General features: G+C 67.1%; 24 protein-coding genes and 1 tRNA gene. 7 read left to right on the top strand and 18 right to left on the bottom strand.

Features of this window, described 5'->3' with window-relative positions; genetic code table 11:
• Positions 1–18 precede the first annotated feature (18 nt).
• Complete coding sequence (locus tag ACTWP6_RS01265) at positions 19–525, top strand: DUF402 domain-containing protein (RefSeq protein WP_260758103.1); 507 nt, start codon at positions 19–21, stop codon at positions 523–525.
• Positions 526–611: 86 nt separating this feature from the next.
• On the top strand, positions 612–1,136 hold the full coding sequence (locus ACTWP6_RS01260; protein WP_260752347.1) for a hypothetical protein: 525 nt from the start codon (positions 612–614) through the stop codon (positions 1,134–1,136).
• Here ACTWP6_RS01260 and coaE read toward each other — a convergent pair.
• The 3 genes from coaE to rpsA form a co-directional block, all read right to left on the bottom strand.
• On the bottom strand, positions 1,133–2,350 hold the full coding sequence (coaE, locus tag ACTWP6_RS01255; protein WP_443186625.1) for a dephospho-CoA kinase: 1,218 nt from the start codon (positions 2,348–2,350) through the stop codon (positions 1,133–1,135). The two genes, ACTWP6_RS01260 and coaE, sit on opposite strands and share 4 nt — an antisense overlap.
• Positions 2,351–2,375: 25 nt before the next feature.
• Positions 2,376–3,599 carry a zinc metallochaperone AztD gene (gene aztD, locus ACTWP6_RS01250; RefSeq protein ID WP_260752339.1) on the bottom strand — a complete coding sequence of 408 codons (1,224 nt, stop codon included), beginning with the start codon at positions 3,597–3,599 and terminating at the stop codon, positions 2,376–2,378.
• A gap of 116 nt (positions 3,600–3,715) precedes the next feature.
• The gene (gene rpsA, locus ACTWP6_RS01245; protein ID WP_260752338.1) at positions 3,716–5,155 is read right to left on the bottom strand and encodes a 30S ribosomal protein S1; all 1,440 of its coding nucleotides are present in this window, start codon (positions 5,153–5,155) and stop codon (positions 3,716–3,718) included.
• A gap of 152 nt (positions 5,156–5,307) precedes the next feature.
• Here rpsA and ACTWP6_RS01240 point away from each other — a divergent pair, with 152 nt between their 5' ends.
• Positions 5,308–6,510, top strand: a complete 1,203-nt coding sequence (locus ACTWP6_RS01240; RefSeq protein ID WP_443186624.1) for a PrsW family intramembrane metalloprotease — start codon at positions 5,308–5,310, stop codon at positions 6,508–6,510.
• Here ACTWP6_RS01240 and ACTWP6_RS01235 read toward each other — a convergent pair.
• The gene (locus ACTWP6_RS01235; RefSeq protein WP_443186623.1) at positions 6,507–7,316 is read right to left on the bottom strand and encodes an acyl-CoA thioesterase; all 810 of its coding nucleotides are present in this window, start codon (positions 7,314–7,316) and stop codon (positions 6,507–6,509) included. The two genes, ACTWP6_RS01240 and ACTWP6_RS01235, sit on opposite strands and share 4 nt — an antisense overlap.
• A gap of 83 nt (positions 7,317–7,399) precedes the next feature.
• A complete protein-coding gene (polA, locus tag ACTWP6_RS01230) occupies positions 7,400–10,135 on the bottom strand; it encodes a DNA polymerase I (protein ID WP_443186622.1) in 2,736 nt (911 codons plus the stop codon).
• A gap of 154 nt (positions 10,136–10,289) precedes the next feature.
• On the opposite strand from polA, the gene ACTWP6_RS01225 reads away from it, so the two are divergent.
• Together ACTWP6_RS01225 and ACTWP6_RS01220 are read left to right on the top strand one after the other, a co-directional pair.
• Positions 10,290–10,751: a Zn-ribbon domain-containing OB-fold protein gene (locus ACTWP6_RS01225; protein WP_260752330.1), complete on the top strand. Its 462-nt coding sequence runs from the start codon at positions 10,290–10,292 to the stop codon at positions 10,749–10,751.
• Positions 10,748–11,947, top strand: a complete 1,200-nt coding sequence (locus tag ACTWP6_RS01220) for a lipid-transfer protein (RefSeq protein WP_443186621.1) — start codon at positions 10,748–10,750, stop codon at positions 11,945–11,947. The genes ACTWP6_RS01225 and ACTWP6_RS01220 overlap by 4 nt, the downstream gene beginning before the upstream one ends.
• 111 nt (positions 11,948–12,058) lie before the next feature.
• Here ACTWP6_RS01220 and ACTWP6_RS01215 read toward each other — a convergent pair whose 3' ends face one another.
• From ACTWP6_RS01215 to ACTWP6_RS01190, 6 genes are all read right to left on the bottom strand, one after another.
• Positions 12,059–12,820, bottom strand: a complete 762-nt coding sequence (locus ACTWP6_RS01215; RefSeq protein ID WP_443186620.1) for an ABC transporter ATP-binding protein — start codon at positions 12,818–12,820, stop codon at positions 12,059–12,061.
• Positions 12,807–13,664 carry an ABC transporter ATP-binding protein gene (locus tag ACTWP6_RS01210; protein ID WP_443186619.1) on the bottom strand — a complete coding sequence of 286 codons (858 nt, stop codon included), beginning with the start codon at positions 13,662–13,664 and terminating at the stop codon, positions 12,807–12,809. The genes ACTWP6_RS01215 and ACTWP6_RS01210 overlap by 14 nt, the downstream gene beginning before the upstream one ends.
• The gene (locus ACTWP6_RS01205) at positions 13,661–14,806 is read right to left on the bottom strand and encodes a branched-chain amino acid ABC transporter permease (protein WP_260752319.1); all 1,146 of its coding nucleotides are present in this window, start codon (positions 14,804–14,806) and stop codon (positions 13,661–13,663) included. The genes ACTWP6_RS01210 and ACTWP6_RS01205 overlap by 4 nt, the downstream gene beginning before the upstream one ends.
• Entirely contained in the window at positions 14,803–15,813 is a 1,011-nt protein-coding gene (locus ACTWP6_RS01200) for a branched-chain amino acid ABC transporter permease (RefSeq protein WP_443186618.1), read from the bottom strand. The genes ACTWP6_RS01205 and ACTWP6_RS01200 overlap by 4 nt, the downstream gene beginning before the upstream one ends.
• Before the next feature lie 94 nt (positions 15,814–15,907).
• Entirely contained in the window at positions 15,908–17,119 is a 1,212-nt protein-coding gene (locus tag ACTWP6_RS01195; RefSeq protein ID WP_260752317.1) for a branched-chain amino acid ABC transporter substrate-binding protein, read from the bottom strand.
• 224 nt (positions 17,120–17,343) lie between these two features.
• The gene (locus tag ACTWP6_RS01190; protein ID WP_260752313.1) at positions 17,344–17,973 is read right to left on the bottom strand and encodes an ANTAR domain-containing response regulator; all 630 of its coding nucleotides are present in this window, start codon (positions 17,971–17,973) and stop codon (positions 17,344–17,346) included.
• A 70-nt stretch (positions 17,974–18,043) separates the two neighbouring features.
• Between ACTWP6_RS01190 and ACTWP6_RS01185 the strand changes: the two genes are divergently transcribed.
• Both ACTWP6_RS01185 and ACTWP6_RS01180 read left to right on the top strand, forming a co-directional pair.
• Positions 18,044–18,120 (top strand) — tRNA-Leu (locus tag ACTWP6_RS01185).
• Between the two features lie 78 nt (positions 18,121–18,198).
• Positions 18,199–19,527: an adenylate/guanylate cyclase domain-containing protein gene (locus ACTWP6_RS01180; RefSeq protein ID WP_396884539.1), complete on the top strand. Its 1,329-nt coding sequence runs from the start codon at positions 18,199–18,201 to the stop codon at positions 19,525–19,527.
• Here the strand turns inward: ACTWP6_RS01180 and ACTWP6_RS01175 are convergent.
• From ACTWP6_RS01175 to ACTWP6_RS01145, 7 genes are read right to left on the bottom strand one after another with little or no spacing between them, the layout of a single operon-like run.
• Positions 19,502–20,005 (bottom strand): Dps family protein, encoded by a 504-nt coding sequence (locus ACTWP6_RS01175; RefSeq protein ID WP_260752310.1) that lies wholly within the window; start codon positions 20,003–20,005, stop codon positions 19,502–19,504. The two genes, ACTWP6_RS01180 and ACTWP6_RS01175, sit on opposite strands and share 26 nt — an antisense overlap.
• A 32-nt stretch (positions 20,006–20,037) precedes the next feature.
• Positions 20,038–21,828 (bottom strand): DUF2339 domain-containing protein, encoded by a 1,791-nt coding sequence (locus tag ACTWP6_RS01170; protein WP_260752308.1) that lies wholly within the window; start codon positions 21,826–21,828, stop codon positions 20,038–20,040.
• Between the two features lie 43 nt (positions 21,829–21,871).
• A complete protein-coding gene (locus tag ACTWP6_RS01165; protein ID WP_260752307.1) occupies positions 21,872–22,516 on the bottom strand; it encodes a response regulator in 645 nt (214 codons plus the stop codon).
• A complete protein-coding gene (gene macS, locus ACTWP6_RS01160; protein WP_443186617.1) occupies positions 22,513–23,646 on the bottom strand; it encodes a MacS family sensor histidine kinase in 1,134 nt (377 codons plus the stop codon). The genes ACTWP6_RS01165 and macS overlap by 4 nt, the downstream gene beginning before the upstream one ends.
• Positions 23,643–24,395: an amino acid ABC transporter ATP-binding protein gene (locus ACTWP6_RS01155; protein ID WP_260758102.1), complete on the bottom strand. Its 753-nt coding sequence runs from the start codon at positions 24,393–24,395 to the stop codon at positions 23,643–23,645. The genes macS and ACTWP6_RS01155 overlap by 4 nt, the downstream gene beginning before the upstream one ends.
• A gap of 39 nt (positions 24,396–24,434) precedes the next feature.
• Positions 24,435–25,346, bottom strand: coding sequence for an amino acid ABC transporter permease (locus ACTWP6_RS01150; protein ID WP_443186616.1), 912 nt, complete (start codon positions 25,344–25,346; stop codon positions 24,435–24,437).
• A 15-nt stretch (positions 25,347–25,361) separates the two neighbouring features.
• Positions 25,362–26,282, bottom strand: coding sequence for an ABC transporter substrate-binding protein (locus tag ACTWP6_RS01145; protein WP_443186615.1), 921 nt, complete (start codon positions 26,280–26,282; stop codon positions 25,362–25,364).
• Between the last annotated feature and the right edge of the window lie 13 nt (positions 26,283–26,295).

Genomic DNA, 26,295 nt, shown 5'->3' with positions numbered 1-26,295 from the left:
GCGCTTATCCTGGTCGGCATCCACCCTCCCAAGCACGAGACCTTCGACCTTGCGGCCGGCACCAACACCGACCCCAAGGGCATCGTCCGGGCGGTCGAGCGGTACACCGTTCGGCCGTGGGGGCTGTACATGGCCCGGCCGGCACCCGGGCGTGCTCAGTTCCACTACCTGGAGTCGTGGATGCTGCCCACCCTCGATCTGCGGGTGACGGTGTTCCATTTCAACCCGGGGCACGAGCGTGATCAGGACTTCTATCTCGATGTCGGCGTCTACCGCCCGGGCCCGACCTGCTGGGAGGGGACAGACCACTATGTCGACCTCGTGGTGCGCACCGGACAGGACGTGCAGGTCAGCGACATCGACGAGTTGGCCACCGCACTCGCCGAAGGGCTGCTCGACCGGCAGGCCGGCGAACGTGCGATCCGCACGGCGGTCACCACCGTCGAGGCGCTGGCCCGACACGACTACGACCTCGACCGGTGGTTGTCCGGGCTCGGGATGCCGTTGACCTGGCGCGGTCTGTAACGGTCGCGGGTGCGCCTGCGATCTTGATTCCGATGGCCATGACTGTGTATGCGACCGAGCAAAGACGGACGGTAATCTCTCGTTTCATGGTTGCCGCCCCGCGCACGCGGACCGCTGTTACGACCGCCGCCGCCCTGGTGGCCGCCGTGCTGGCGGCCCCGGTCGCCTCGGCTCAACCGCAGGACCCCGCCACCGAGATCCAGCCGGCCCCGGCCGAGCCGGAGGTGCTTCACAACGTCCTCTACCGGGCCCGCGCCGACGGCACCTCTCGGGGCGCGGTGGTCGCGTACCGGATGGACGACGAGAACGTCAACAGCGCGCAGCCCACGCTGCTGCCCGGCCAGACCTTCGAGATCAACGCCGTGCTCGCCGATCCCGCAAAGGCGGGCATGGAGCTGTCGATCGAGTGGCCGTACGGATCGAACCTGCACTGCGAGATCCTCGTGGACGATCAGATCGTGGCGAAGGCCGATCAGTTCATCGCGCCGCGACTGTTCCGGCCGAAAGACGATCCGCTCTACGGGGTCCTGCAGTGCGGTGCACCGTTGAACCTTCCGATCGATGGCGGGTCGCCTGCGCCCGCCGAGCCGGCGGTTGCGGACGCTCCCTAGCCCGACGGCCGCCAGCCGGTGGCCTGCGCCCACTCCCAGGCCCGGCGGTAATTGTCGAGGAACCACGGCTCCTTCGCGTCGGCGTAGGCCCCCGTGGTCGGATGCTCCCGCGCGGTGACGCCCTGCTTGAGTTCGAGGTACTCGGACTGAGCAGCGGGGTTGGCTTTCAGCCAATCGACGAACAGCAGCGCGAACTGCTGGTTGGGCCAGCCGTCCACCCGCACGTGCACGTTGGTCGGGCGTCCCGGGTCGGCCGAGCAGTACAACCGCTTGCCCCACCGGTCGGCGCTGTCGGAGTGGTCGAATTCGGCCACGGTGCTGGGCCCGTCGGGCTTGCCGACATCGGAGGTGACCGAGGTGGGCACATACCCGGCGCCCCGCATCGCCTCGGCGAGTTCGTCGGCGACCTCCAGAGACGGCACGGTCACCTGCACGTCGATCACGTCCCTGGCGTCCAGGCCTGGTACCGCGGTCGAGCCGATGTGGTCCACCCGCGAGGCGCGGTGACCGCAAGCGGTCCGCAACCGGGCCAGGATCCGTTGCGCCTGCGCCGGCCACTGCGGGTCGGCCGGGACCAGCTGCGGCGCCGATGACGCCGGGGTGCCCGCCTCGAGGTTGCGGGCGAACGGCTGGATGCGCTCATGCCACAACGCGCGGGCCTTCTCCACGAGTTCGCCGGCGCTGCCCGAGTTGTCCAGCCAGACGTCGGCCACGACGCGGCGCTGTTCTTCGGTGGCCTGTGCCGCGATGCGCGCCCGGGCGTCCTCCTCGGAGAAATTGCGGTACTCGATCAGGCGTTTGACCCGCACGTCCTCGTCGGCGTGCACGATCACCACCAGCGGGAACATCGGCGCCATCTGCGATTCGACCAGCAGGGGGATGTCCTCGACGATCACGGCATCGTGCGCGGCGGCCTCGATCAGCTCCGAACGGCGTTGCCCCACAAGGGGATGCACGATCCCATTCAGCGTGGCCCGCTTGTCCTGGTCGCTGAACGCGATCGCCGCCAGCGCCGGCCGGTTCAATGCGCCGTCGGGCAGCAGGATCTGCTCGCCGAACGCGTCGACCAATTTGGCCAGGCCGGGGGTCCCCGGTTCGACCACCTCGCGGGCGATCACGTCGCCGTCCACGACGATCCCGCCGAGCTCGCTGAACGTCGCCGACACCGTCGACTTGCCCGCCCCGATTCCTCCGGTCAACCCAATGCGCAGCACTGCATCAGTGTGTCAGGCCGTGCCGTCAGCCTTCGACCCCCGTCAGCTCGACCGGCCGGTGGCTCAGCGCGGTATCGGCGACCACCGAACCGTTCGCGAGGTCGATTGCGACCAGACGCCGTGCGTGCGGATCGCTGACGTAGGCCACGCCGTCCTGGACGTGCAGGTTCGGCATCGGAGACTGCCACTCGTCGGGCTCGGTCCACGCCCCGATCGCCGGGAAGTACCCGATGCGCTGCGCACTGACCGGATCGAACACATGCAGGGCACCATCGGTGCCCAGGATCACGGCCTCCCCTTCGGGGCCGCGGTCCAGGGAACGGAAGCTGTAGCTGGCCTCCAGCGGGATCACGCGCAACGAGCCCGTCGCGGTGTCGGTCAGCGTGAACCGTTGCGGCCGTTCGATGTCGGCTTCGGGCTCGGTCTTGTAGTCACCGAGAACGACCGGGGATTCCTCGCTGCCGGCCTGGTTTCCGATGCGGCCGTAGGGATCTGGGCTGGAGACCTTCTGAATGTCGTTGCCGCGCACGATGAGCAGGCCGTCCTCGCAGCCGAACGTCAGCACTCCGCCGGCCGCCGCCGCCTCGCCGTGCAGACCCGGGCACTCATCGGTCGCGGCGATCCGGGTTCCCGCCGCGTCGAGGGTCTCCAGGCCGGTGCGCCCGCGCTCGTCACCGACGCTGACGACCACGGTGCCGTCCTGTCGCGCCACCGCGACTCCGTGATGCGGACTTGTCGTCAGCACATTTTCGGCGTCCCCGTCGCCGTCGAGCAGCGCGTGCGGGTCAACCACGTCGACGGCCCCGGTGCCGTCGCTGAACAGGGTCAGCCGGTCGTCGTGCGCGACGACGTGGCCGGGCTCGTCACCGCCGAACCGCAGGTCGGTCAACGCGGGTTCGGCGGTGTAGTGGTGCCCGTGATCACCGTGCGCGTCCGTCCAGGTCCCCATGTCGAGCACCGCGAAGCCGTCGGCCTGGGAGACCAGGACGTGGCGTCCGTTGGCGGCGGCGTTGAGCCGGACGAACCCGTCCAGCGGGATGTCGGCGATCTGCTGCAGCGTGGCCGCGTCGAGAACCAGCACTCCCCCGTCATAGCTCAACGCCAGGCGCGGCGTCGGTGACGACTCCTCGGTCTGTGCGGCCGGAACGCGCGATTCGGACTGCTCGATGGGCGGCGCACTCTCCGGCGTGGCGCAGCCGGCACCGAGAAGGGCCGCGGACAGGACAGCGAACAGTCGGGTTGTCGTCATGGGCACGATCCAACACGTTAATGAAAATCATTGTCAAAAAGCGATACGTGCACCTGTCGGATCCGGAGACGACGAAGGCCCCGACTCCACGGAGCCGGGGCCTTCGATCGGAATTGTCAGGCGTTGCCTGCGAGCTTCTCCCGCAGGGCGGCGAGCTGAGCATCGCTGGCCAGCGAGCCACCCGTCGACTCCTCGGACCGCGACGATCCGTTGGCGACCGGCTTGGCGGCCTCGGCGGCCTCGGCAGCGGCGAACTTCTCCATCTGCGCGGTGTGCATCTTGTGGCGGCGCTCGGCCTCGGCGTACCGCGCCTCCCACTCGTCACGCTGCTTCTCGAAGCCTTCGAGCCACTCGTTGGTGTCGGCGTCGAAGCCCTCGGGGAAGATGTAGTTGCCCTGGTCGTCGTAGCTGTCGGCCATGCCGTACTTCCAGGCCTCGAACTCGTCGGAGTAGTCCTCGTTGGCCTGCTTGAGGCTCAGCGAGATCCGGCGACGCTCCAGGTCGATGTCGATGACCTTGACCATCGCGTCGTCGCCGACCTGGACCACCTGGTCGGGCACCTCGACGTGACGCTCGGACAGCTCCGAGATGTGCACCAGGCCTTCGATGCCCTCCTCGACGCGGACGAACGCACCGAACGGCACCAACTTGGTGACCTTGCCCGGAACGATCTGACCGATCGCGTGGGTGCGGGCGAAGTGACGCCACGGGTCTTCCTGGGTCGCCTTGAGCGACAACGAAACCCGCTCCCGATCCATGTCGACGTCGAGCACCTCGACGGTGACCTCGTCGCCCACCTGGACGACCTCGGACGGGTGGTCGATGTGCTTCCAGGACAGCTCGGAGACGTGCACCAGACCGTCGACACCGCCGAGATCGACGAACGCGCCGAAGTTGACGATCGAGGACACCACACCCTTGCGGATGGCGCCCTTGGTCAGCTGATTGAGGAACTCGCTGCGCACCTCGGACTGGGTCTGCTCCAGCCAGGCGCGGCGGGACAGCACCACGTTGTTGCGGTTCTTGTCGAGCTCGATGATCTTTGCCTCGATCTCCTTGCCGATGTACGGCTGCAGATCGCGGACGCGACGCATCTCCACCAGCGAGGCGGGCAGGAAGCCGCGCAGGCCGATGTCGAGGATCAGGCCGCCCTTGACGACCTCGATGACGGTGCCCTTGACGGCCTCGTCCTTTTCCTTGAGCTCTTCGATGGTGCCCCAGGCCCGCTCGTACTGAGCGCGCTTCTTGGACAGGATCAGGCGGCCTTCCTTGTCCTCCTTGGTGAGGACCAGAGCTTCGACCTCGTCGCCGACGGACACAACCTCATTGGGGTCGACGTCGTGCTTGATGGACAGCTCACGGGAAGGGATGACGCCTTCAGTCTTGTAACCGATGTCGAGCAGGACCTCGTCGCGGTCCACCTTGACGATGGTCCCTTCGACGATGTCGCCATCGTTGAAGTACTTGATGGTCTTGTCGATGGCGGCGAGGAAGTCTTCCGCGGAGCCGATGTCGTTGACGGCTACCTGCGGGGAAGTGACGGAGGGACTTGGCATGTGGTGGGTTGCTCCGGACAGGTTTAATCGTAGGGACAGATGAGTGTTTTGTTGGCGGCACCCGCGAATCGCACACACAGGTACACGTCGAGGCTACTCGACTGGGTCCATGCAGGACAAACCCGCCTCCCCTGACCCGCTACCCTGCTGTCGTGGCGTACGCCGGCGCTCCTGGGGGGCCTCACCGATTCCGTCATCTCGGAGCGCCGTTCGCGCGTCGAGTCCGCACGGTCGGCGCACCGTTGGGCCTGCTCATCGCGCTGGGCACCCTGGCGGGGCTGATCGTCATCCTGCTGACACTGGCCAACCCGGTCGGGACCGCGATCGGGTTCGTGCTGTCCAGCCTGGCGATGGCCGTGGTGGTGCTGGCCTATCTGTGGCTGGACCGCTTCGAGCCTGAGCCACCGCGACTACTTCTGCTGGCGTTCATCTGGGGCACGTCCGTGGCGGTCGTCGTCTCGGCGCTCCTGCAGATCTTTCTGGACGCGTGGCTCAATCCCGCGGTGGATCCCGACGCGACCGGCGTCAGCCCATTCACGCTGGTCATCGGCGCACCGGTGACCGAGGAGGCCGCCAAGGGACTGTTCCTGCTGCTGATGATGACCGGCGCCAGACGCAACGAGATGAATTCGCTGACCGACTGCCTGGTGTACGCCGGGCTGGTCGGGGCCGGCTTCGCCTGGCTGGAAGACATTCTCTACATCGCCAACGGTGAGTCGCTGGCGGACTCTCTGGTGACCGCGGCGCTGCGGCTGGTCATGGGGCCGTTCGCGCATTCGCTGTTCACCACGCTGTTCGCGCTCGGCGTCTGGTTCGCGCTGCAGCGACGCAGCGGCGCCGGAAAGGCCGGCTGCATCCTGCTGGGTTACGCGGGGGCGGTCGCGCTGCATGCGATGTGGAATGGCTCGTCGCTGCTGGGCACCGGCGCGTACTTCGGGATGTACGTGTTCTGGATGATGCCGGTATTCGCACTTGCGATCGCCCTGGCGGTCAACAGCCGGCGTCGAGAGCAGCGCATCGTCACCGAGAAGCTCCCCGGGATGGTTTCCGCGGGCGTCGTCACGCCGAACGAGGCCACATGGTTGGGGTCGATGGGGACCCGCAAGCAGGCCGTCGCCGAGGCCACCCGCTTCGGCGGAAAGGAGGCCGGTAAGTCGGTCAAGCGGTTCGCCCACGAAGTCGCCGGACTGGCTTTCGTCCGCGATCGCATCGATCGCGGCTTCGGCGACGACCGGGTGACGGCGCTGCTGTACGAGGACACCCATGCCGTGCATGCCGCCAGGTCGGCGTCTCCGGCGCTACAGCGGATGGCGGGTTTCCGGACCCACGCGCCGCAGTGGCCTAGGTCTTCCTAGGTCTTGAAGTAGACGACCTGGTGGGTGGTGACCAGCAGGTCGCCCGACCTGCTCCAGATCTCGCCCGACTGGTCGAAGTAGCCGCGCGCGAACCGGTTCGCACGGGACCGGCACAGCACGAATTCGCCGTCGACCGCGGACAGTTCATCCGCGTCGACATGGAAATAGGTGGTCAACGAGATGGTTCCGGCCGGACACAGCGCGCCGCGACGCAGGAACACCCGCGGGTAGAAGATGTCGCTGAGCGCGGCCAGGGACGGGAAGTCCACGGCGCGCCCCTGCCGGTCCCGCACCCACAACGTGGTGGTCGACGAGTCCACCGGCCCGCCGTCCGGCCCGGGGACGGCGCCCTCGACGTAGCGCATGTCGTAATTGCCGGCCCACACCACCATCTCGGGCAGACCGGTCGGCACGATGTCCTCCGGGGCGGGCGCCGAAGGTGGCTGTCGCTCGGTGTCCGACCAGGTGTCTCGGCGGAACCCGAACACCGCGGTGGCGTTGGTCCTGATCGAACCTTCCTGCGACAACTCGATCAGCCAGTGCTGATTGGTGCGGTTGGTGCGCACGGGCTTGGTGGCGATGTCGAATTCACCGTCGAGCACAGGCGCCACAAAGTTCACCGTCAACGCGACGGGGTCACCGGCGCGGTCGGGCTGCAATTGGACGGCACGCAGCAGCGCGGCGGCGGTCACCCCGCCGAACGGGCCGACCATGTTCGCCCAATCCGGGCTGGTGTGTCCGCGCAGCACTCCCCTCGACTCGGTGGGTTCGAGTTCGATCGCCGCCCCGAACGAGTGTTTCGGCATGCACGATCCTTCCGCCAATTATGTATGCAACCCTACATAATACCGTGGCCTGAGCGGAAGCCCCGTCGACCGCACGGGTCCGGCTAATGCGCCGCGGAATCCCAGCTGCGGCCGTAGCCGACGGACACCTCCAACGGCACGTCGAGCTGATAGGCGCTGCCCATCTGCTCGCGCACCAGCGCGTCGAGCTGGTCGCGCTCGCCGTCGGCAACCTCGAACAGAAGCTCGTCGTGCACCTGCAGCAGTATGCGTGACGACAGACCTGCGTCTTTGATCGCCCGGTCCACGTTGATCATCGCGACCTTGATGATGTCTGCGGCGCTGCCCTGGATGGGCGCGTTGAGCGCGGCGCGTTCGGCGGCCTCACGCACCTGCCGGTTGCTGCTGTCAAGCTCGGGCAGATAGCGCCGACGGCCGAACACGGTCGAGGTGTAGCCATCCTTGCGGGCCTGGTCCACCACGTCGCGCAGGTAGTCCCGCACCCCGCCGAACCGGGCGAAGTACTGCTCCATCTGTTCCTTGGCCTCTTCGGTGGAGATCTTGAGCTGCTGTGAGAGCCCGTAGGCGCTCAGCCCGTAGGCCAGTCCGTAGGACATTGCCTTGACCCGGCGCCGCAACTCGGCGGTGACCTCGTCGATCGGCACCGAGAACGCCCGGGAGGCGACGAACGAGTGCAGATCCTCGCCGGTGTTGAACGCCTCGATGAGACCTTCGTCCCGGGAGAGGTGAGCCATGATCCGCATTTCGATCTGGCTGTAGTCGGCAGTCATCAACTCGCCGTAGCCCTTGCCGACCACAAACGCGTCCCGGATCCGGCGCCCCGCCTCGGTGCGGATCGGGATGTTCTGCAGGTTCGGTTCCGTCGAGGACAACCGCCCGGTGGCCGCGATCGTCTGGTTGAACGTGGTGTGAATCCGGCCGTCGGAGGCGACCGCGTTGAGCAGCCCGTCGACGGTGACCTTCAGTCGGGTCGCGTCGCGGTGAGCCAGCAGATGCTGCAGGAAAGGATGCCCGGTCTTGTCGAACAGCGACTGCAGCGCGTCCGCGTCCGTGGTGTAACCGGTCTTGGTCCGCTTCGTCTTCGGCATCTCCAGCTCGTCGAACAGCACGACCTGCAGCTGCTTCGGTGAGCCCAGGTTGATCTGCTTGCCGATCACGGCATAGGCCGCCTCGGCAGCGTCGCGGATCTGGGCCGCGAACTCACTTTGCAGCCCCGACAGCATCTCCAGATCGACGGCGATGCCCGCGGTCTCGAGCTCTGCCAGCACCCGCTGCACCGGCAGCTCCATGTTGCCCAGCAGCGCTGTGGAGTCGATGCGCGCGAGTTCCTCGTCGAGCGCATCGGCGAGGTCGGTCACCGCGCTGGCACGCAGCAGCAAGGTCTGCACAGCCTGGTCGTCGACACCGTCACCGTCGTCGAGAAGCGAAAGCTGTTGTTGCTCAGGGTTGTCCGCACGCAGTTCACGTTTGAGGTAGCGCAGCGACAGATCGTCGAGGGCGAAACTGCGCTGCCCGGGACGAACCAGGTACGCGGCCAGCGCGGTGTCGGAGGTGACCCCGGCCAACGTCCAGCCCCGCCCCTGCAGGTCGTGCATCGCAAGCTTGGCCTCGTGCAGCGCCTTCGGCACTTCTGGATCAGCCAACCAGGACGCCAGCGCCTTCTCGTCCTCGGGATCGAGACGGGCGGTGTCGATGTAGCGCCCGTCGCCGCCTGAGGCGACGATCGCCAGCGCGGTCGCGTCGCTGTCGAAGGCGAGGTGGTTGCCGACCACGGCCAGTCCGAAGCGCCGGCCGTCGCTGTGGTCGGTCAGCCAGCCGGCCAGCGTGCCGGGTTCCAGCGCCTCACCGCGGACCTCGAACCCCTCGTCGACCTCGGGATCGGCCGAGGCCAGCGTATCGAAGAGCCGGTCGCGTAGGACACGGAACTCGAGGTCGTCGAACAGGCGGTGAATCTGGTCGCGGTTCCAAGGCTGCATGCGCAGCGTGTCGGGGGTCTGCGCCAGCGGCACGTCCTTGACCAGCTCGGTGAGCTCGCGGTTGAGCACGACGCTGGACAGGTGCGCGCGCAGCGCGTCGCCGACCTTGCCCTTGACCTTGTCGACGTTGTCGACCAGCGACTGCAACGAGCCGTACTCGGCGATCCATTTCGTCGCCGTCTTCTCGCCGACCCCGGGAATGCCGGGAAGGTTGTCGCTCGGGTCGCCGCGCAGCGCCGCGAAGTCCGGGTACTGCGCGGGGCTCAGCCCGTACTTCTCCTGGACGGCCTCGGGGGTGAACCGCGTCAACTCGCTGACGCCCTTGCGCGGGTACAACACCGTGACGTCGTCGCTGACCAGTTGCAGCGCGTCGCGGTCGCCGGTGACCACCAGGACGCGGTGCCCTTCGCTCTGGGCCTGCGTCGCCAGCGTCGCGATGATGTCGTCGGCCTCGAAACCGGGCTCGGCCAGCACCGTGATTCCCAGCGCGCCGAGCACCTCTTTGGTGATGTCGATCTGGCCGCGGAATTCGTCGGGCGTGGCCGAGCGGCCCTCTTTGTAGTCCGGGTATTTGTCCTTGCGGAACGTCTGCCGGGACACGTCGAACGCGGCTGCGATGTGGCTGGGCTGCTCGTCGCGCAGCAGGTTGATCAGCATGGCGGTAAACCCGTACACCGCGTTGGTGGTCAACCCGCCCTGGGTCTTGAAGTTCTCGGCGGGCAGCGCGTAGAACGCCCGGAAGGCCAGCGAGTTGCCGTCCAGCAGCATCAGGGTGGGCTTGGCGCCGGCCTCCGGTTTACCGGCTCTGGTCTCCGATGCAGTCTTGGCAGGGCTCACGGACATCACTCTAGGCATCTGGGCCGACAGCAGCTGCGCCCGTCGCCGCAATCATCGCGCCGGCCCGCTCGTTGAGCGGACGCGCCGCCGGGAACTGACCGGACGACACCAAACTGGAACACGTTTCAGTTTCCCGGCCGGACTCGGTACGCTGACCCGCGTGTCAGCTTCTACGCAACCTGCGATCGACGGGTGGTTCGCCACGGATGGGTCGGGGGATCCGTATCTGATCGGTGGTAAGTGTCATCTGTGCGGGACGTTTGTGTTCCCGCCGCGGGCCGATAATTGCCCGAATCCCGGGTGTGAGGGTGATGAGCTGGCCCAGGTGCCGTTGTCGCGGCGGGGCCGGTTGTGGAGCTACACCGAGAACCGGTATGCCCCGCCGCCGCCGTATCCGTCCCCGGATCCGTTCGAGCCCTTCGCCGTCGCGGCGGTCGAACTGGCCGCCGAAGGGCTGATCGTGTTGGGCAAGGTCATCGAGGGCACCCTGGCCGCCGACCTGACAGTGGGCATGGAGATGGAACTGACCACGATGCCTTTGTATGTCGACGACGACGGGGTGCAACGCATCGTGCACGCCTGGAAAATCGCCGAGACAACCACGGAAGGTCAGGCCCGATGAGCCCGGAACCGGTCTACATCCTGGGTGCGGGAATGCACCCCTGGGGCAAATGGGGACGCGACTTCACCGAATACGGGGTCGTGGCCGCGCGCGCCGCCCTGGCCGAAGCCGGCTTGGACTGGCGCCAGATCCAACTCGTCGCCGGCGCCGACACCATCCGCAACGGCTACCCCGGCTTCGTCGCCGGGGCCACCTTCGCCCAGAAACTGGGCTGGAACGGCATCCCGATCACCTCCAGCTACGCCGCCTGCGCCTCGGGCTCGCAAGCCCTGCAGTCCGCGCGCGCCCACATTCTGGCCGGACTGTGCGAGGTCGCCCTGGTCATCGGCGCCGACACCACCCCCAAAGGTTTCTTCGCCCCCGTCGGCGGGGAACGCAAAAACGACCCCGACTGGCAACGCTTCCACCTGATCGGGGCCACCAACACCGTCTACTTCGCCCTGCTGGCACGGCGCCGCATGGACCTCTACGGCGCCACCGTGCAAGACTTCGCCGCGGTCAAAGTCAAAAACGCCCGCCACGGCCTGGCCAACCCCAACGCCCGCTACCGCAAAGAAGCCACCGTCGACGATGTGCTGGCCTCCCCGGTGGTGTCCGACCCGCTGCGCCTGCTCGACATCTGCGCCACCAGCGACGGCGCCGCCGCCCTCATCGTGGCCTCCAAAGCCTTCGCCGAAAAACACCTGGGTTCGGTCGAGGGAGTCCCCTCGGTGCGCGCGATCAGCCTGCAATCCCCCCAATACCCCCAGCACCTGCCCGAGCTGCCCGACATCGCCACCGATTCCACCGCCGTGGTCCCCGGACCCGAGCGGGTGTTCAAAGACCAGATCCTCGACGCCGCCTACGCCGAAGCCGGCATCGGCCCCGAAGACCTGAGTCTGGCCGAGGTTTACGACCTGTCCACCGCGCTGGAACTGGACTGGTACGAACACCTCGGCCTGTGCGCCAAAGGTGAGGCCGAACACCTCCTACGCACCGGCGCCACCACCCTGGGCGGCCGCATCCCGGTCAACCCCTCCGGCGGGCTGGCCTCCTTCGGCGAAGCCATCCCCGCCCAAGCCATCGCCCAAGTCTGCGAACTGACCTGGCAACTCAAAGGCCAAGCCACCGGCCGCCAAGTCGAAGGCGCCACCGTCGGCATCACCGCCAACCAAGGCCTCTTCGGCCACGGCTCCTCAGTCATCCTCGCCACCTAAAACACCCCCACCCCGCGCGAGCGTGCGCAGAATCGCCGAATTACCCGGCATGTCGCCCGCAGACACGCACGCTCGCGAGTAGGAAAGGGCACCCAAAAAAAAGGGGAGAGATCAGGCCACGCCGAGGTAGGCCGCGCGGATACTCTTGTCTGCCAACAATGTCCGAGCATCGCCGGTGCGGGTGACCTCCCCGGTCTCCAGGATGTAGGCCCGGTCCGAGCGGCTCAACGCCTGCTGGGCGTTCTGTTCGACCAGCAGCACCGTGGTGCCGGTCCCGTTGATCTCGGCGATGATCTTGAAGATCTGCGAGATCACCATCGGCGCCAACCCCATCGACGGCTCGTCGAGCAGCAGCACTTTCGGCCGCGCCATCAACGCCCGGCCGATTGCCAGCATCTGCTGCTCCCCGCCCGAAAGCGTTCCCCCGACCTGGCTTCGACGCTCCGCGAGCCTCGGAAACGTCTCCAACACCCAGGCGAGGCGCTCGTCGTGTTCGCCCTTCGAGGCGAATTTACGTCCGTAGCAGCCCATTTCCAGGTTCTCGATGATCGTCATACCCGGGAAGACACCACGGCCCTCCGGCGCCTGGATCAAACCGTCGGCCACCCGCTTGTGCGCCTTGACCCGGCTGATGTCTCTGCCGTCGAACCAGACCGACCCCGACGTCAGCGGCAGCAGGCCCGAGATCGCGCGCATCATCGTGGTCTTGCCCGCGCCGTTGGACCCGAGCAGCGTGACCAGTTCACCCTCGTGCACGGTCAGCGACACCGAGTGCAGAGCTTTGATCCGGCCGTAGTGCACGACGATATCGCGCACTTCCAGCAACACCGGACGGGAATCAGGTTGTGCGGCGGTGTTTTCAGGCGAGCTCATCGTCGGGCACTCCCAGATAGGCGGCGATGACCTTCGGGTCCTCGCGGATCTCGGCCGGCAGTCCGTCGGCGATCTTACGGCCGAACTCCAGCACCACAATGCGGTCGGTCACCCCCATCACCAGTCGCATGTCGTGTTCGATCAGCAACACGGTGTAACCCTCGTCGCGGATTTTGCGGATCAGGTCGATCAACGCCGACTTCTCACTCGGGTTGAAGCCGGCCGCCGGCTCGTCGAGGCAGAGCAGCTTGGGTTCGGTGGCCAGCGCCCGCGCGATCTCCAACCGGCGCTGGTCGCCGTAGGGCAGGTTCTTCGCCTTCTCCTCGCCGCGGTGCGCAATCCCCACAAAATGGAGCAATGCAGCCGATCTTTCGATCGCCGACCGCTCTTCGCGGCGGTGCCGCGGCGAGCGGATCAACGCCCCGGGGACCGAGGTGCGGTGCCGGGCGTCGGTACCGACCATGACGTTCTCCAGCGCGGTCATCTCACCGAACAGCCGGATGTTCTGGAACGTGCGGGCGATCCCCAGCCGGGTGATCTGGTGGCGTTTGATCCGCTCGATCGTCGAGCCGTCGAACGTCACCGATCCCGAGGTCGGTCGGTAGACACCGGTGATCGCGTTGAAGCAGGTGGTCTTACCGGCGCCGTTGGGTCCGATCAATCCCAGAATCTCCCCGCGGCGGATGTTGAACGTGACGGCATCCAGCGCGGTGAGCCCACCGAACTTCACGGTCAGATCCGTGGTCTGCAGCAGGACCTCGCCTTCGTCAGCCCGGATCTCGCGGTGCACGCCGGCGATCTCGGCGATGCTCTCCTCGAACACCTCTTCGTCGGGCGACGTCATTTGACCGGCTCCGTATCGGTCGGCTGGGTGCGCAGCAGTTTGCGCGCGGCGCTGGAGTAGGTGAGCAGATGCTGGCGTGCCGGGAACAGACCCTGCGGCCGGAAGATCATCAGCACCACCAACGCCAACCCGAAGAACAGGTATTTCAGGTTGCCCATGTCGATGCCCAGGAAGTGAACGCCGAGAAGGCGGTTGGGCAGGTACACGATGATGAACGCACCCAGGATCACACCCAGCTTGTTGCCCTGCCCGCCGAGCACCACCGCGCACAGGAACAGCATCGAGTTGATGATGTTGAACGTCGGCGGAGCCACGTACTGAACCTGCCCGGCGTACAGCGCGCCCGAAAGCCCGCCGATCGCCGCGCCGATGGTGAAGGCCCACAGCTTGAACTTGAAGGCGTTGACCCCCATCACCTCGGCGGCGTCCTCGTCCTCCCGCACAGCGATCCAGGCGCGCCCGACACGGCTGCGCTCGAGGTTGCCGACGAGCAGCAGGATGCCGACGATCAGGATGAGCCCCAACCAGAACCACCACGTGCCGTAGTTCGCGTCGCCGCTCGAATTCGCCACGGAGAACACCCCTTCGGGGTGCTGCGCGTCCTCCCGGAAGTGCGGGAACGCGACCTCGTTGAGTCCCCGGGGCCCGTTGGTGATGTCGGCGAGGTTGTCGGCCAGCAGCCGGATGATCTCGCCGAAGCCGAGGGTCACGATCGCCAGGTAGTCGCCGCGCAGCCGCAGTGTCGGGGTACCGAGGATCAGTCCGGACAGCGCGGTGACCGCCATCGCCAGCGGCACACAGGCCAGCCACGCCCACGGCGTGGTGAGAATGCCCTTCGGACTCATCTGGTTCCACGGGCTCTCGGGGCTGGTGAGCAGCGCCACCGTGTAGGCGCCCACGGCATAGAACCCGACGTAGCCGAGATCGAGCAGACCGGCCTGACCGACGACGACGTTGAGGCCGATCGCGATGATCGCCACCATGGCGAACTGGGCCATGGTGCCGCCGAAGCTGATACCCGGAGTGTCCAGGAACGCCGGCGTGAAGAGCGGGGACAGCGCGATCCCGGTGAACAGGATGATCCCGAACACCCACTTCTGCGGACGGGTCAGTCCGTCCCACCAGTCCATCACTCGTGTCATACGCGTGCCTTCCCGAGGCTCTCACCGAGAATGCCGGTCGGACGAACCAGCAGTACGAGCACCAGCAGCACGAACGCGACGACGTCACGCCACTGGGTGCCGAACACGGCCTGCCCGTAGTTCTCCATCACGCCGAGCAGCAGACCGCCGAGCAGCGCCCCGCGCAGGTTGCCGATCCCGCCGAGCACGGCGGCCGAGAACGCCTTGATACCCAACAGGAATCCGCCCGAGTAGATGATGCCCTGCGGGACCTTGAGGGTGTACAGCAGCGCGGCGGCGCCGGCGAGCAACCCACCGATGAGGAACGTCGTCATGATGATGCGTTCCCGCGAGACCCCCATCAACGTGGCCGTGGTCGGGTCCTGCGCGACGGCACGGATGCCGCGGCCGAACTTCGTGCGGTTGATCGCGGTGTCAGTGAGCACCGCGAGCACGAGCGCTGAGACCACGATCACGACCGTGACGTTCGAGACGGCCACCCCGAAGAGCTCGAACTGGGTCTTGGGCTGCACCAGCACGATGGGCTGCTGGGCGTTCGGACCGCCGTAGCCCGGTATCAGCTTGGGCAGGATGAACAGCACGAACTGCTGCAGCACGAACGACATCCCAATCGCGGTGATCAGGAACGTCAACGCCCGCGCATTGCGCTTGCGCAGCGGGCGGTAGGCGATGAATTCCAATCCCACGGCCGCGCTGCCGGACACCAGCATCGCGAACAGCATCGCGAAGCCCAGATAGACGATCGTCAGGGCTACGCCCTTGCTGTAGGCGTTGCCGCTCGGCGTGAAACCCAGGATGACGTCCAGCGCGAAGTACGCGCCGAACATGCCCAGCATGAAGATCTCCGAGTGCGCAAAGTTGATCAGTCGCAGCACACCGAACACGAGGGTGTAGCCGACAGCGACCAAGGCGTAGATCGCTCCCCATGACAGGCCGTCGATCGTCAACTGCCAGAAGCTGTCCACCAGCGCTCCGACGTTGAAGTTGATGTTTGCGGCCAGGTTCATCCGGCGGTGGGCTCCTCAGCGATGCGGAAGTTCTTGTGCGACAACGACGAAGCGCGCCCGAGTCGGATGTCTCGAACGCGCTTCGCCTCAGCCCTTACTGGACGTCGTAGATCCAGATCAGAGTGGTGGTGAGCTCACCTTCCGGAGTCCATTGATACTCGCGGGCCACACCCTGGCCCTGGTAGTTACGCACGTAGTCGAGCAGCGCGGGCCGGGTGATCGCACCCGAGTCGATGCCCTTCAGAAGGATCGTGCCCAGGTCGTAACCCTCGGCACTGTAGGTACCGGGCTCCTGATTGAACTTCTCGGTGTACTCATCGGCGAAAGACCCGGTGGCCGGCCCGCAGGGGCATGCCAACACAGCGCCCTTGGCCGACTCGCCGGCCTGCTTGACGAACTCGGGGTCCTTGGTGCCGTCGGCGCTGGCGAAGACGCCCTCGAAGCCGCCGTCCCTGAGCTGCTGCGCGAGCGGAGCCGCTTCGGCGTAGTAGCCGCTGAAGAACACCGAATCGGGAGCGGCGCCCTTGATCTGGGTGACAGCCGCCGAGAAGTCCTTGTCACCCTTCTTCACCGAGATGTTGCAGGCCGAGTCGGCCACCGGCCCGAGCGTCTCGCGAACGGCCTGTGCCAGACCCAGACCGTAGTCGGTGCTGTCGTCGACGACGCAGACCTTCTTGTGTCCCAGGGAGTTCTTCAGGTAGTTGGCGACCGACGGGCCCTGCACGCCGTCGTTGGCCAACCCGCGGAAGAACGTCTTCCAGCCGTTCTTGGACAGGTCGACGTTGGTCGCCGACGCCGTGACGGCGACCAGACCGGCCTGGTCGAAGACGCCGCCGGTGGCCTTGGTCTCACCGGAGAAAGCCGGTCCCACCAGACCGATCGTGTACTGATCGTTGACGATCTGCGGGGCGATGCCGGTGGCCTTCTGCGGATCTCCCTCGGTGTCGAACGGGATGAGCTGTACCTGACAGCCCGGGTTGGCGGCGTTGTGCTTGTCGACCGCCAACTGCACACCGTTTTTGATGTTGATGCCCAGTGCGGCGTCGGGGCCGTTGAGCGCTCCGGCCATCGCGATGGACACCGGCGGGCAGGTGGCGTTTCCGTCGCCGGCCGGGTCGGCAGGCGTAGCACCCTGCGACGCGGCGACCTCGGCGCCGTTCTCGTCGATCTGCACCTTTTCCACGATCTTGAGGTTCGTCTGCGACGCCTCTTCTTCGGGCGTGCCCTGACTGCAGCCGGCCAAGGCCAGCACAACCAGACCCGCGCTTCCGACAGCAAATGCCTTGCGTGCCACGCGACCGCGCACGTATCACCTCCGGTTCAGTGTTCTGCTCGACGCCGTCGGCCGGACCGTCCAGAAACCGAAACGACACGGCGGCGATGCTTCGCCGACGACCATAACCAACGCATGCCCGCGGTGCGTGCTGTTGGAAAACGCGTCGCGCGGATAATTCGGCGTGACCGGTCAAAAGACGCGGCGTGGAAACGCAGAGTTAACGGCGCGGCCGCGCCGCGCCGGATTTTCGCCGGTTACGACGGCGTGTCGGTGGGCGGGTCCAGCGTCTCGACGACCACCTCGGCCACCCGCTTCATCGTGGTACGACGGTCCATCGCCGCGCGCTGGATCCACTTGAACGCCTCAGGCTCGGTCATCCCCTGCTTCGTCTGCAGCAAACCCTTTGCCCGCTCGACGAGCTTGCGGGTCTCCAGCCGGTCGGAGAGGTTGGCGACTTCCTTCTCCAGCTCGGCCATCTCGCTGAAGCGGCTGACCGCGACCTCGATCGCCGGGATGAGGTCGGTGACGCTGAACGGCTTGACCAGGTAGGCCATCGCCCCGGCGTCGCGGGCGCGTTCGACGAGTTCACGCTGGCTGAACGCGGTCAGGATCACGATCGGGGCGATGCGCTTGCTGGCGATCTCCGAGGCGGCGTCGATACCGTCGCGGCGCGGCATCTTGACGTCCATGATCACCAGATCCGGGCGCAGCGCCTCGGCCAGCTCGACGGCCTCTTGACCGTCGCCGGCCTCACCGACGATCTCGTAGCCCTCCTCGCGCAGCATTTCCGCCAGGTCGAGCCGGATGAGGGCCTCGTCCTCGGCCACGAGGACTCGGCGCGGCGTGACGACGGAGTCGGACGGCGACGCGGGAGCAGAAGACATGGACAACATTGTGAACGGCGCAGGCGGGATGAGCGAGCGCGGGGCCATCCTCTATGGTGGTAGGCCGCGCGCCCTCGTATCCCAACTGGCAGAGGAAACGGATTCAAAACCCGTACAGTGTGAGTTCGAATCTCACCGAGGGCACCACCTGGTCGGCGCACTCGCGCCTCTGACGATCCGCCTATTCCGCCAGGTCGACAGGCGTCGCGGCGATAACCTTTGCGGGTGCGGAACCTACGGCCGGTCTGTGTGCCCGAGGTGACGCTGGGCCGCCGTCCCTGGTCACCGAGCCGGCACCGCGACGACCGTGTGGCCCGGCGGCTGCGCGTGCTGGTGATCGCCAGCTGGATCGCCGCGGCCGTGTCGATCAGTTTCGGAATCTTCCAGTTGATCCTCGGCGGCGCGCTGTGGTGGGTGGGCGCGATCAACATCTGTTGCGGCGTAGTGTTTTTGGCGATCCCACGGCTGTGTCCGCTCGGGCCACTCGTAGCCCCGCTGACGTTCGTGGTCTTCGCCTACACCTCGGTCGGCTTCTTCTGCTACACCGTCGGTACCGGCTCGGGACTGCAGTTCTACTTCCTGGTCGCGTCCTCGCTGGTGGTGCTGATCCTCGGCATCGAGCGGATCGCGCTGGCCTCGGCCATCGCCGCGGTCGGTGTGGCCCTGACGATCGCGCTGGAACTGACCGTGCCCCACGACCGGGGGCTCGGGCCGTCCTGGACGCTGACCGTCGGCTTCGTCAGCTCGGTGGTGGGGTCGGCGGTGATGATCGTGGCCACGATCTGGTACACCCTGCGCGAGATCGAGCGGGCCGAGGCCGCCATGGAGGCCGAGTACGACCGCTCAGAACAGCTGCTGGCCAACATTCTTCCCGAGACCATCGCCGAGCGGCTCAAGGAACCCACGCGCACGGTCATCGCCGACGGGTACGACGACGCGTCGATCCTGTTCGCCGACATCGCCGGCTACACCGCGCGTGCCAGCGAGACCGCGCCGGCCGACCTGGTGCGTTTCCTGGACCGGCTGTACACCGACCTGGACGCGCTCGTCGACCGGCACGGCCTGGAGAAGGTCAAGACCAGCGGCGACTCGTACATGGTGGTGGCCGGGGTGCCCACTCCCCGGCCGGACCACCTTCAGGCGCTGGCCGACCTCGCCCTGGACATGGCCGACGCGGTCGCCGACCTGAAGGACCCGCAGGGACGCGACGTCCCGCTGCGGATCGGCATGGCCAGCGGACCGGTGGTCGCCGGCGTCGTCGGGGCGAAGAAGTTCTTCTACGACGTCTGGGGTGACGCGGTCAACGTCGCGTCGCGGATGGAGACCACCGACGTCGAAGGCCGAATTCAGGTGCCGGACACGGTGCAGGAGCGACTACGCCACGAGTTCGTCCTCGAGGAACGCGGCGTCGTCGACATCAAGGGCAAAGGCCCGATGCACACCTGGTACCTGGTGGGGCATCGGGCCGACTCTGGCAGATGCGCCCGCTCGGCGGAGGGTGGCCGACTTCCCCGCTCCGCGGAGGGTGTCACACCTTCCGGTTCTCCGACTTGACCAGCCAGGCCAGCTTCTCCAGCCCGTCGATCAGCTGGTGCAGGATGTCGGCGGTGCTCGGATCCTCGGCGTCGACGGTGTCGTGCACCGACCTGAGGGTGTCCACCACCGCGTAGACACGGACGGTGATCAAGTCGACGACGTCACCGGTGCTGTGCTCGTAGGCGGGAAACTCCGGCAGCGACGTCGTCGCCGCGACGGTGTCCGACCTGCCGTCGGGCACCGCGTCCAAGGCGCGCATCCGCTCGGCGACGGTGTCGCTGGCCACCCGCGCGAAGTCGACGACCTCGTCGAGCTGCAGGTGCAGATCGCGGAAGTTGGTGCCGACGACGTTCCAGTGCGCCTGCTTACCCTGCAGATGGAGTTCGATCAGATCGACCAACACCTGCTGAAGTGCGGCGCCGAGCTCCGGAGAGGCCTGGACATTGACGACCTCGGCTTCGGTCCTGCGTGCGTTCTTCGTGATGCTCATGCTCATGACAACCACTCCTTTTTTAGACTGAGTCCAGTTTAGCGGGTGTTCCTCGTCACAGCCTCCTTGTCCTGCCTGTCCAGCAACCGTGCGTACCCGGCGCCCATCCCGAGCAGGGTGAGCCCGGCGGCGATGAACACCCCCACCCGGAACATCCCGTCCAACGTGCCCAGGTCGAACAGGAAGAGCTTGGCCATGGCCGCGGCAACCAGGCCCAATCCCCCGCTGATCGGGACCGACCGGGCCTCCCGCGGCAGGCGGGCGGCAAGGCCGAACGCTGCCGCCGCCATCGCGATCCAGCAGATGGTTGCGGCCATATGCCCGGCGAAGAAACCCCCGTCCCCGTCGGAGATCAGCACCCCGGCGGTCACCGTGAACGACGTGACCGCGTAGATGACCACCGCTGCGGCCCCCAGCCACAATGCGCTCTCGGTGGGATCCCAGGCCCAGACGATCGCGACCGCGGCAGCCGCCAGCAGGAGGCTGGACACCAGGGTGGAGACGCCGGTGCCGGTGCTGATCCGGGTGGCCTCGAGCAACATGTCCGGCGGCGAATAGCTCAGGTGCGCGCAGGCGCCGATGGTCGCGAAGCCGATCGCCGCCCAGCGGGCGACGGTGTCGCGCCGTGCGGCCACCGCCACCACCACCGCCATCGCCAGCAGCACGGGCCCGGCGACGCGGCCGTCGAACGCGGCGGTCACGGCGATCAGCGCGGCGATCGCCGACGTCGCCGCGAACACCTGCCGCACCACACCCGACACCCCGGGCAAACGGTCGGCGACGAGCACGACGGCCAGCAGCGCCGCGGCCAGTGCCGCGGCCATCAATGCCGCGACGATGCGGTCCACCGCCAACCCCACGCAGAGCACGGGCAGCAGACCGGCCGCGGTCAGCAGCGCCAGCGCGGCGCGATTCCTGGTGCCGGGCAACAGGATCAGCGCCGCGGTCAGCGCGATCGCGGCGGCGATTCCGCACGCGCCGGCGAGCCAGAGATCATGCCGGCCGGCGATGTGCCGGGCCGCCAGGGCCGCCAGCAGCGGCAGCACCGCGGCGGCGATGCGTGCGGCGTGCAGCCACAGCCAGTCCCTGCCCAGCTGGACGGGCAACGACACCGCCGCCAGCGTCAGCATGAATCCGACCAGCAGCAGCGAGATTCCGTCGGTCACGATCGGGGCCAGTCCGATCAGCGGCACCAGCACGAGCAGGCCCAGGTGCTGGGAATCCCAGCGCCGCGCCACGGCGAGACCGCCGGCCGCGACCGCGGATGCAACGATCAGCCCGATGGCTGCAGGCATCCAGTCATAGATCGCCGTGACAGCGATGACGTCGATGTAGGCCGCAGCCACCCCGGTGGCGACCAGGGCGATCGCGCCCACCCGTCCCCCGGGCCGGCTGTCCTGCCACCATCCCGCCGCAACCAGGCCCGCGGCCAGGACGGCACCGGCGCCGACCCGGAACTCGGGGCGCAGGATTCCGGCCTGGGCGGCAAGCACCAGCAGCAGCACGACACCGATCAGCGTGACCGCCACCCCGGCGACAGCCAGCAGCTTGCCGATCCAGCCCTCCGAACGTTCCATGGGCTTTCTGGGCGCGGCGGGTCCAGCGGGAGGCACCGGCGGTGGCCAAGGTCGCTGCGGCGCCGGGGCATACTGCGGCCAGTACGGCGGCGGGGCCGGGGCCGGGGCCGCTGACGGTGGCACAGGTACCGGGCGGTCGGCCAGGATCCGGTCCAGTTCGGCCAGATCGGCAGAGACCCTGGCCAATTGCCGTGAGATCGCGGCGAAGTCCGCGGAGAGCCGGGTGATGACGGCGGTGTGCGGTTGCGTCATACCGCCATCGTCACAACGGGCACGCCCCGGCGGATGAGTACAACTACTCGTCCAGACCGTGCTCCATCGCGTAGCGGGCCAGCTCGACGCGGTTGCCGACCTGCAGTTTGCGGAACGTGGCCTGGACGTGGTTCTCGACTGTGCGATGACTCAGGGACAGTCGCGACGCGATCTGCTTGGCCGTGAGCCCCTTGGCGACATGGCGCAGAATCTCGATCTCGCGCTCGGTCAACGTGGGCCCGGCCGGGGTGTCGCGCTCGATGCGCCGAAACTCCCCCAACACCAGACCCGCCAGGCCGGGGGTGAACACTGCCCGACCCGACGCGGTGGCGCGCACCGCGTCGGTCAGCACCTGCTTGGAAGCGCTTTTGACCAGGTATCCCGTCGCGCCCGCCTTGACGGCTTCCAGCACGTCGTCGCGCTCATCGGAGGCGGACAACACCAGCACCCGGGACGCCGGGGACACCGCGAGGACCTCGGCGGTCGCCTGGGCGCCGTCCCCGTCACCCAGCCGCATGTCCATCAGCACCACAGCGGGTTTCACCACTGCGGCGCGGCGCTTCGCCGAGGCCACGCCGTCCGCCGTGGCCACCACGTCGAAACCCTCGTCAGCCAGGTCCCGTGCCACCGCGTCACGCCAGATCGGGTGGTCGTCGACCACCATCACCGAGATGGGCTGACCGGTCATCGCGATGCGTCCGGGGTACGCGGCACAGTTAGCTCCCACTCCACACCCAACCCCGGGCCGGTGTTCAGCACAGCCTGACCGCCCAACGAATTCATCCTTCCCACAATTGAATTCGCGACACCCATACGACCTTCGGCGACCGCTTCGGCCAGCCGCCCTTCCGGTATGCCCACGCCGTCGTCGCGGACGCTGACGGTCACCGTGTCGCCCAGGTCCTCGACAAGAACATACGCGTGCGCCCCGGCTCCAGCATGCTGGTCCACGTTGTCGAGCGCGTTGCCGATCGCGGCGCACAACTCGTCGGCGACGGCGGCGTCGAGCAACACGGGATCGGCGGGCACGCTGACCGACACCCGATCCGATGCCCTGCGCCGCAGCATCGCGGCGAGGTCGGACGCCGGGCTGTCGCGCGATGCGGGCTCGGCGGTGCTGACCAGCCGGCGCAACGCGCGCTCCTGCTCGCCGGCCAGCTCGGCCAGTGCGGCGGTGTCTCCCCCGATCTCACGCCCGCGGCGGGCCACCAACGCCAGCACCTGGATCGCCCCGTCGTGAACCTGCCTGGACAGTCGTTCCCTCTCCTGCAACGACGCCGACAACCGGGCGGCCCGTTCCAGTTCGGCGTGCGCACGGCGGGCCGTCTGGGCGGCCAGACCGACCGCGAGTCCGACCGCCAACTCGATCACGATGGTGGCGTTGCGGCCGACGTCGATGCTGACGTACCCCTTCAGCGCGGCGCTGGCCGCGACCACCGCCACCCCTGCGATCATTCCGGCGACCGGTCCGGACAGGATGGCCGCCGAGATCGTGGCGTTGGTGGCCCACAACGTGGTCGGCCACGACTGGTTGTCCAGTACCCATTGATCGGAGGCGATCAGCTCCGTGGACAGCATCAGGGCGACAACGACAGCGATCTCGGCCAGCACCCAGGCGCGGCGCCGCCCGAAACCACGAAGATAGGCGACCGCGCAGGCCGCACTCCAGGTGATCAGCAGTACGAACAGCACCCAGCCGGCCGCGGGATGTTCGAGATCGTCGTTGACCGCGAGCTGGAAGCCCAACGCGTACACGCAGCTGAGCAGCCGGAACACCTGGGCGGCCCGCCACAGCGGCGTGGCCGGATCGGGCGTCACATCACTTTGGAGAGAAACGCCTTCGTCCGTTCGTGTTGAGGGTTGGCCATCACCTCACGCGGATCTCCGCGCTCCACCACCACACCGCCGTCCATGAACACCAGTTGGTCGGCGACCTCGCGGGCGAAGCCCATCTCGTGGGTCACCACGATCATCGTCATGCCTTCGGACGCCAGCTTCTTCATGACGCCCAGCACCTCACCGACCAGTTCGGGATCCAGCGCCGAGGTCGGTTCGTCGAACAGCATCAGCTTCGGATTCATCGCCAGCGCCCTGGCGATCGCCACGCGCTGCTGCTGACCGCCCGAAAGCTGCGCCGGATACGCTTCGGCCTTGTCGGCCAGACCGACCTGCGCCAGCAGTTCCCGGCCCCGCTCGGTGGCCTCCTTTTTCCCGACCCCCTTGACCTGGATGGGCGCCTCGACGACGTTGCCCAGCGCGGTCCGGTGCGGGAAGAGGTTGAAATGCTGGAACACCATGCCCACGTCGCGGCGCTGCCGCGCCACGTCGCGAGGCTTCATCTCGTGCAGTTTGCCGCCGCGCTCGTTGTAGCCGACCAGCGATCCGTCAACGTAGAGTCGGCCGGCGCTGACGGTCTCGAGGTGATTGATGCACCGCAGGAACGTTGACTTACCGGATCCGGAGGGGCCGACCAGGACAAGCACCTGCCCCTTGTGCACATCCAGTGTGATGCCCTTGAGCACCTTGAGCGCACCGAAGTCCTTGCACACCAACTCCGCCTTGACCATCGGCGTCGCACTGATTGCATCTGCCGTCATACCCGTCCTCTATTTCACCGGAGGCAGTTGTGCCAACGCGAGAGCCTCAAGCTGTTTTGTGGTCAGCTTGCGCGAGGCTCCCCTGGAGAAGTACCGCTCCAGGTAGAACTGGCCCACCATCAGGATGCTCGTAATCACCAGGTACCACGCAGCGGCGACCAGGAGCAGCGGCACCGGCTCGAAGATCCGGGCGGCGATCTCGCGGGTGGCGATGCTGTACAGGTCGAAGGCGTAGGGCACGGCGGTGACCAGTGACGTCGTTTTCAACAGGCTGATCAGCTCGTTGCCGGTCGGCGGGATGATCACGCGCATCGCCTGCGGCAGGACGGTTCGGCGCATGGCCTTGCCCCACGACATGCCCAGCGCCGTCGACGCTTCCATCTGACCTTCGGGGACCGACATGATCCCGGCACGCACGATCTCGGCCATATAGGCGGCTTCGTTGAGGCCCAGTCCGATCACCGCGAGCACAAACGGAATCGAAAGGTCTTGTAGCTCAATGTGGAAGAACGACGGGCCGAACGGTACGCCGAGCTGAATGTTCCGGTAGATCGTGGGGAACAGGCCCCAGAACGCCAGCTGCACGTAGATCGGCGTGCCGCGGAAAATCCAGAGAAAGACCCACGCCACGGAACTGAGCACCGGGTTGTCAGACAGTCGCATCACGGTGAGAACGACACCCAGCACGATGCCGATGATCATCGAGTAGATGGTCAGCTGCAGCGTGTTGAAGACGCCGAGCAGGATGCGTTCGTGGAAGAAGTACTCCCTGAACGTCGACCAGCCGTAGGCCGGGTTGGTCGCCGCCCCGTACAGGAACAGCCCGACCATGACGAGGATGACGGCCGCCGCCAGCCACCGCCACGGATGGCGCAGCGGGACGGCGTCGATCGACTGTGGCGGCGTGCCGGCATCACTCATCGCTGTCAACGTCTCCTAGGAGACCGCGCCGTTGATCACCGGCTTGTCGATCATGCCCTCTTCGAGCCCCCAGTTGGCGGCGATCTCCTTGTACTTTCCGTTCTCGATCAGATGCTCGAGCGCCTGCAGCAGCGACTGCGCCAACGGGGAACCCTTCGCGACCGGCCACCCGTAGGGCGCCGAGTCGAAGGTCTCGCCGGCCTGTTCGAGCTTGCCGTTGGTCTGCTTGATCGCGTAGAGCGTCACCGGGGAATCGGCCGACATGGCGTCCGCCTGGCCGAGCACCACCGCGTTCGTGGCGGCGTCCTGGCTGTCGAACGGGATGACCTCGATCGCGGGCTTGCCCTCGTCGGTGCACTTCTTGCTGCGCGCGGGCAGCTCTTCGGTCTCCTGGACCGTCGTCGCCTGCACCGCGACCTTCTTGCCGCACGCGTTCTCCGGGTCGATGTCGCCGCCGGCGGGTTGCGCCCACAGCGTGCCGGCCGAGAAGTAGGTGACGAAGTCGACCTGCTGCTCGCGCTCCTTGCTGTCGGTGAACGACGACATGCCGACGTTGAAGGTGCCGCCCTGGATCGACGGGATGATCTTGGCGAAGTCGGCCTCCCGGTAGTCCGGGGTGAGACCCAGGGTGCCGGCGATGGCGTTCATCAGGTCGACGTCGAAGCCGACGATCTTGCCGCTCTCGTCCTTGAACTCGTTCGGCGCGTACGGGATGTTCACGCCGACGACGAGTTTCCCGGTCGACTTGATGGCCTCCGGCACGGTGTTCGCGATCGCCTCGACCTTCTCCGCGGGCGCGGCCGCGGTCGGGGATCCCTCGTCGCTAGGTTCCTCCGAGCTGCTCGAACAGCCCGACAGGGCCAGGGCGCCGGTCGCAGCGAAGATGGCCGCGATGCGCCAGATCTTGGTCCGGCGGTCTTGGATTCCACCCAACACAGGTTTGCCTCTA

The organism is Mycobacterium sp. 4D054 (genome assembly GCF_052245755.1).
GTDB lineage: Bacteria > Actinomycetota > Actinomycetes > Mycobacteriales > Mycobacteriaceae > Mycobacterium.
The sequence above is the reverse complement of the archived record's forward strand: the minus strand, read 5'-3'. Positions and strand labels throughout refer to the sequence as shown.

Bases quoted from the DNA above. Each gene is read 5' to 3' on its own strand.
- ACTWP6_RS01175 (WP_260752310.1), bottom strand. From the start codon at position 20,005: ATGAGCATGAGCATCACGAAGAACGCACGCAGGACCGAAGCCGAGGTC.
- ACTWP6_RS01235 (WP_443186623.1), bottom strand. From the start codon at position 7,316: ATGCCGAAACACTCGTTCGGGGCGGCGATCGAACTCGAACCCACCGAG.
- ACTWP6_RS01170 (WP_260752308.1), bottom strand. From the start codon at position 21,828: ATGACGCAACCGCACACCGCCGTCATCACCCGGCTCTCCGCGGACTTC.
- ACTWP6_RS01220 (WP_443186621.1), top strand. From the start codon at position 10,748: ATGAGCCCGGAACCGGTCTACATCCTGGGTGCGGGAATGCACCCCTGG.
- ACTWP6_RS01260 (WP_260752347.1), top strand. From the start codon at position 612: ATGGTTGCCGCCCCGCGCACGCGGACCGCTGTTACGACCGCCGCCGCC.
- ACTWP6_RS01210 (WP_443186619.1), bottom strand. From the start codon at position 13,664: ATGACGTCGCCCGACGAAGAGGTGTTCGAGGAGAGCATCGCCGAGATC.
- ACTWP6_RS01200 (WP_443186618.1), bottom strand. From the start codon at position 15,813: ATGAACCTGGCCGCAAACATCAACTTCAACGTCGGAGCGCTGGTGGAC.
- ACTWP6_RS01155 (WP_260758102.1), bottom strand. From the start codon at position 24,395: ATGGTCAAGGCGGAGTTGGTGTGCAAGGACTTCGGTGCGCTCAAGGTG.
- ACTWP6_RS01165 (WP_260752307.1), bottom strand. From the start codon at position 22,516: ATGACCGGTCAGCCCATCTCGGTGATGGTGGTCGACGACCACCCGATC.
- rpsA (WP_260752338.1), bottom strand. From the start codon at position 5,155: ATGCCAAGTCCCTCCGTCACTTCCCCGCAGGTAGCCGTCAACGACATC.
- ACTWP6_RS01215 (WP_443186620.1), bottom strand. From the start codon at position 12,820: ATGAGCTCGCCTGAAAACACCGCCGCACAACCTGATTCCCGTCCGGTG.
- ACTWP6_RS01205 (WP_260752319.1), bottom strand. From the start codon at position 14,806: ATGACACGAGTGATGGACTGGTGGGACGGACTGACCCGTCCGCAGAAG.
- ACTWP6_RS01150 (WP_443186616.1), bottom strand. From the start codon at position 25,346: ATGAGTGATGCCGGCACGCCGCCACAGTCGATCGACGCCGTCCCGCTG.
- polA (WP_443186622.1), bottom strand. From the start codon at position 10,135: ATGTCCGTGAGCCCTGCCAAGACTGCATCGGAGACCAGAGCCGGTAAA.
- ACTWP6_RS01190 (WP_260752313.1), bottom strand. From the start codon at position 17,973: ATGTCTTCTGCTCCCGCGTCGCCGTCCGACTCCGTCGTCACGCCGCGC.
- aztD (WP_260752339.1), bottom strand. From the start codon at position 3,599: ATGACGACAACCCGACTGTTCGCTGTCCTGTCCGCGGCCCTTCTCGGT.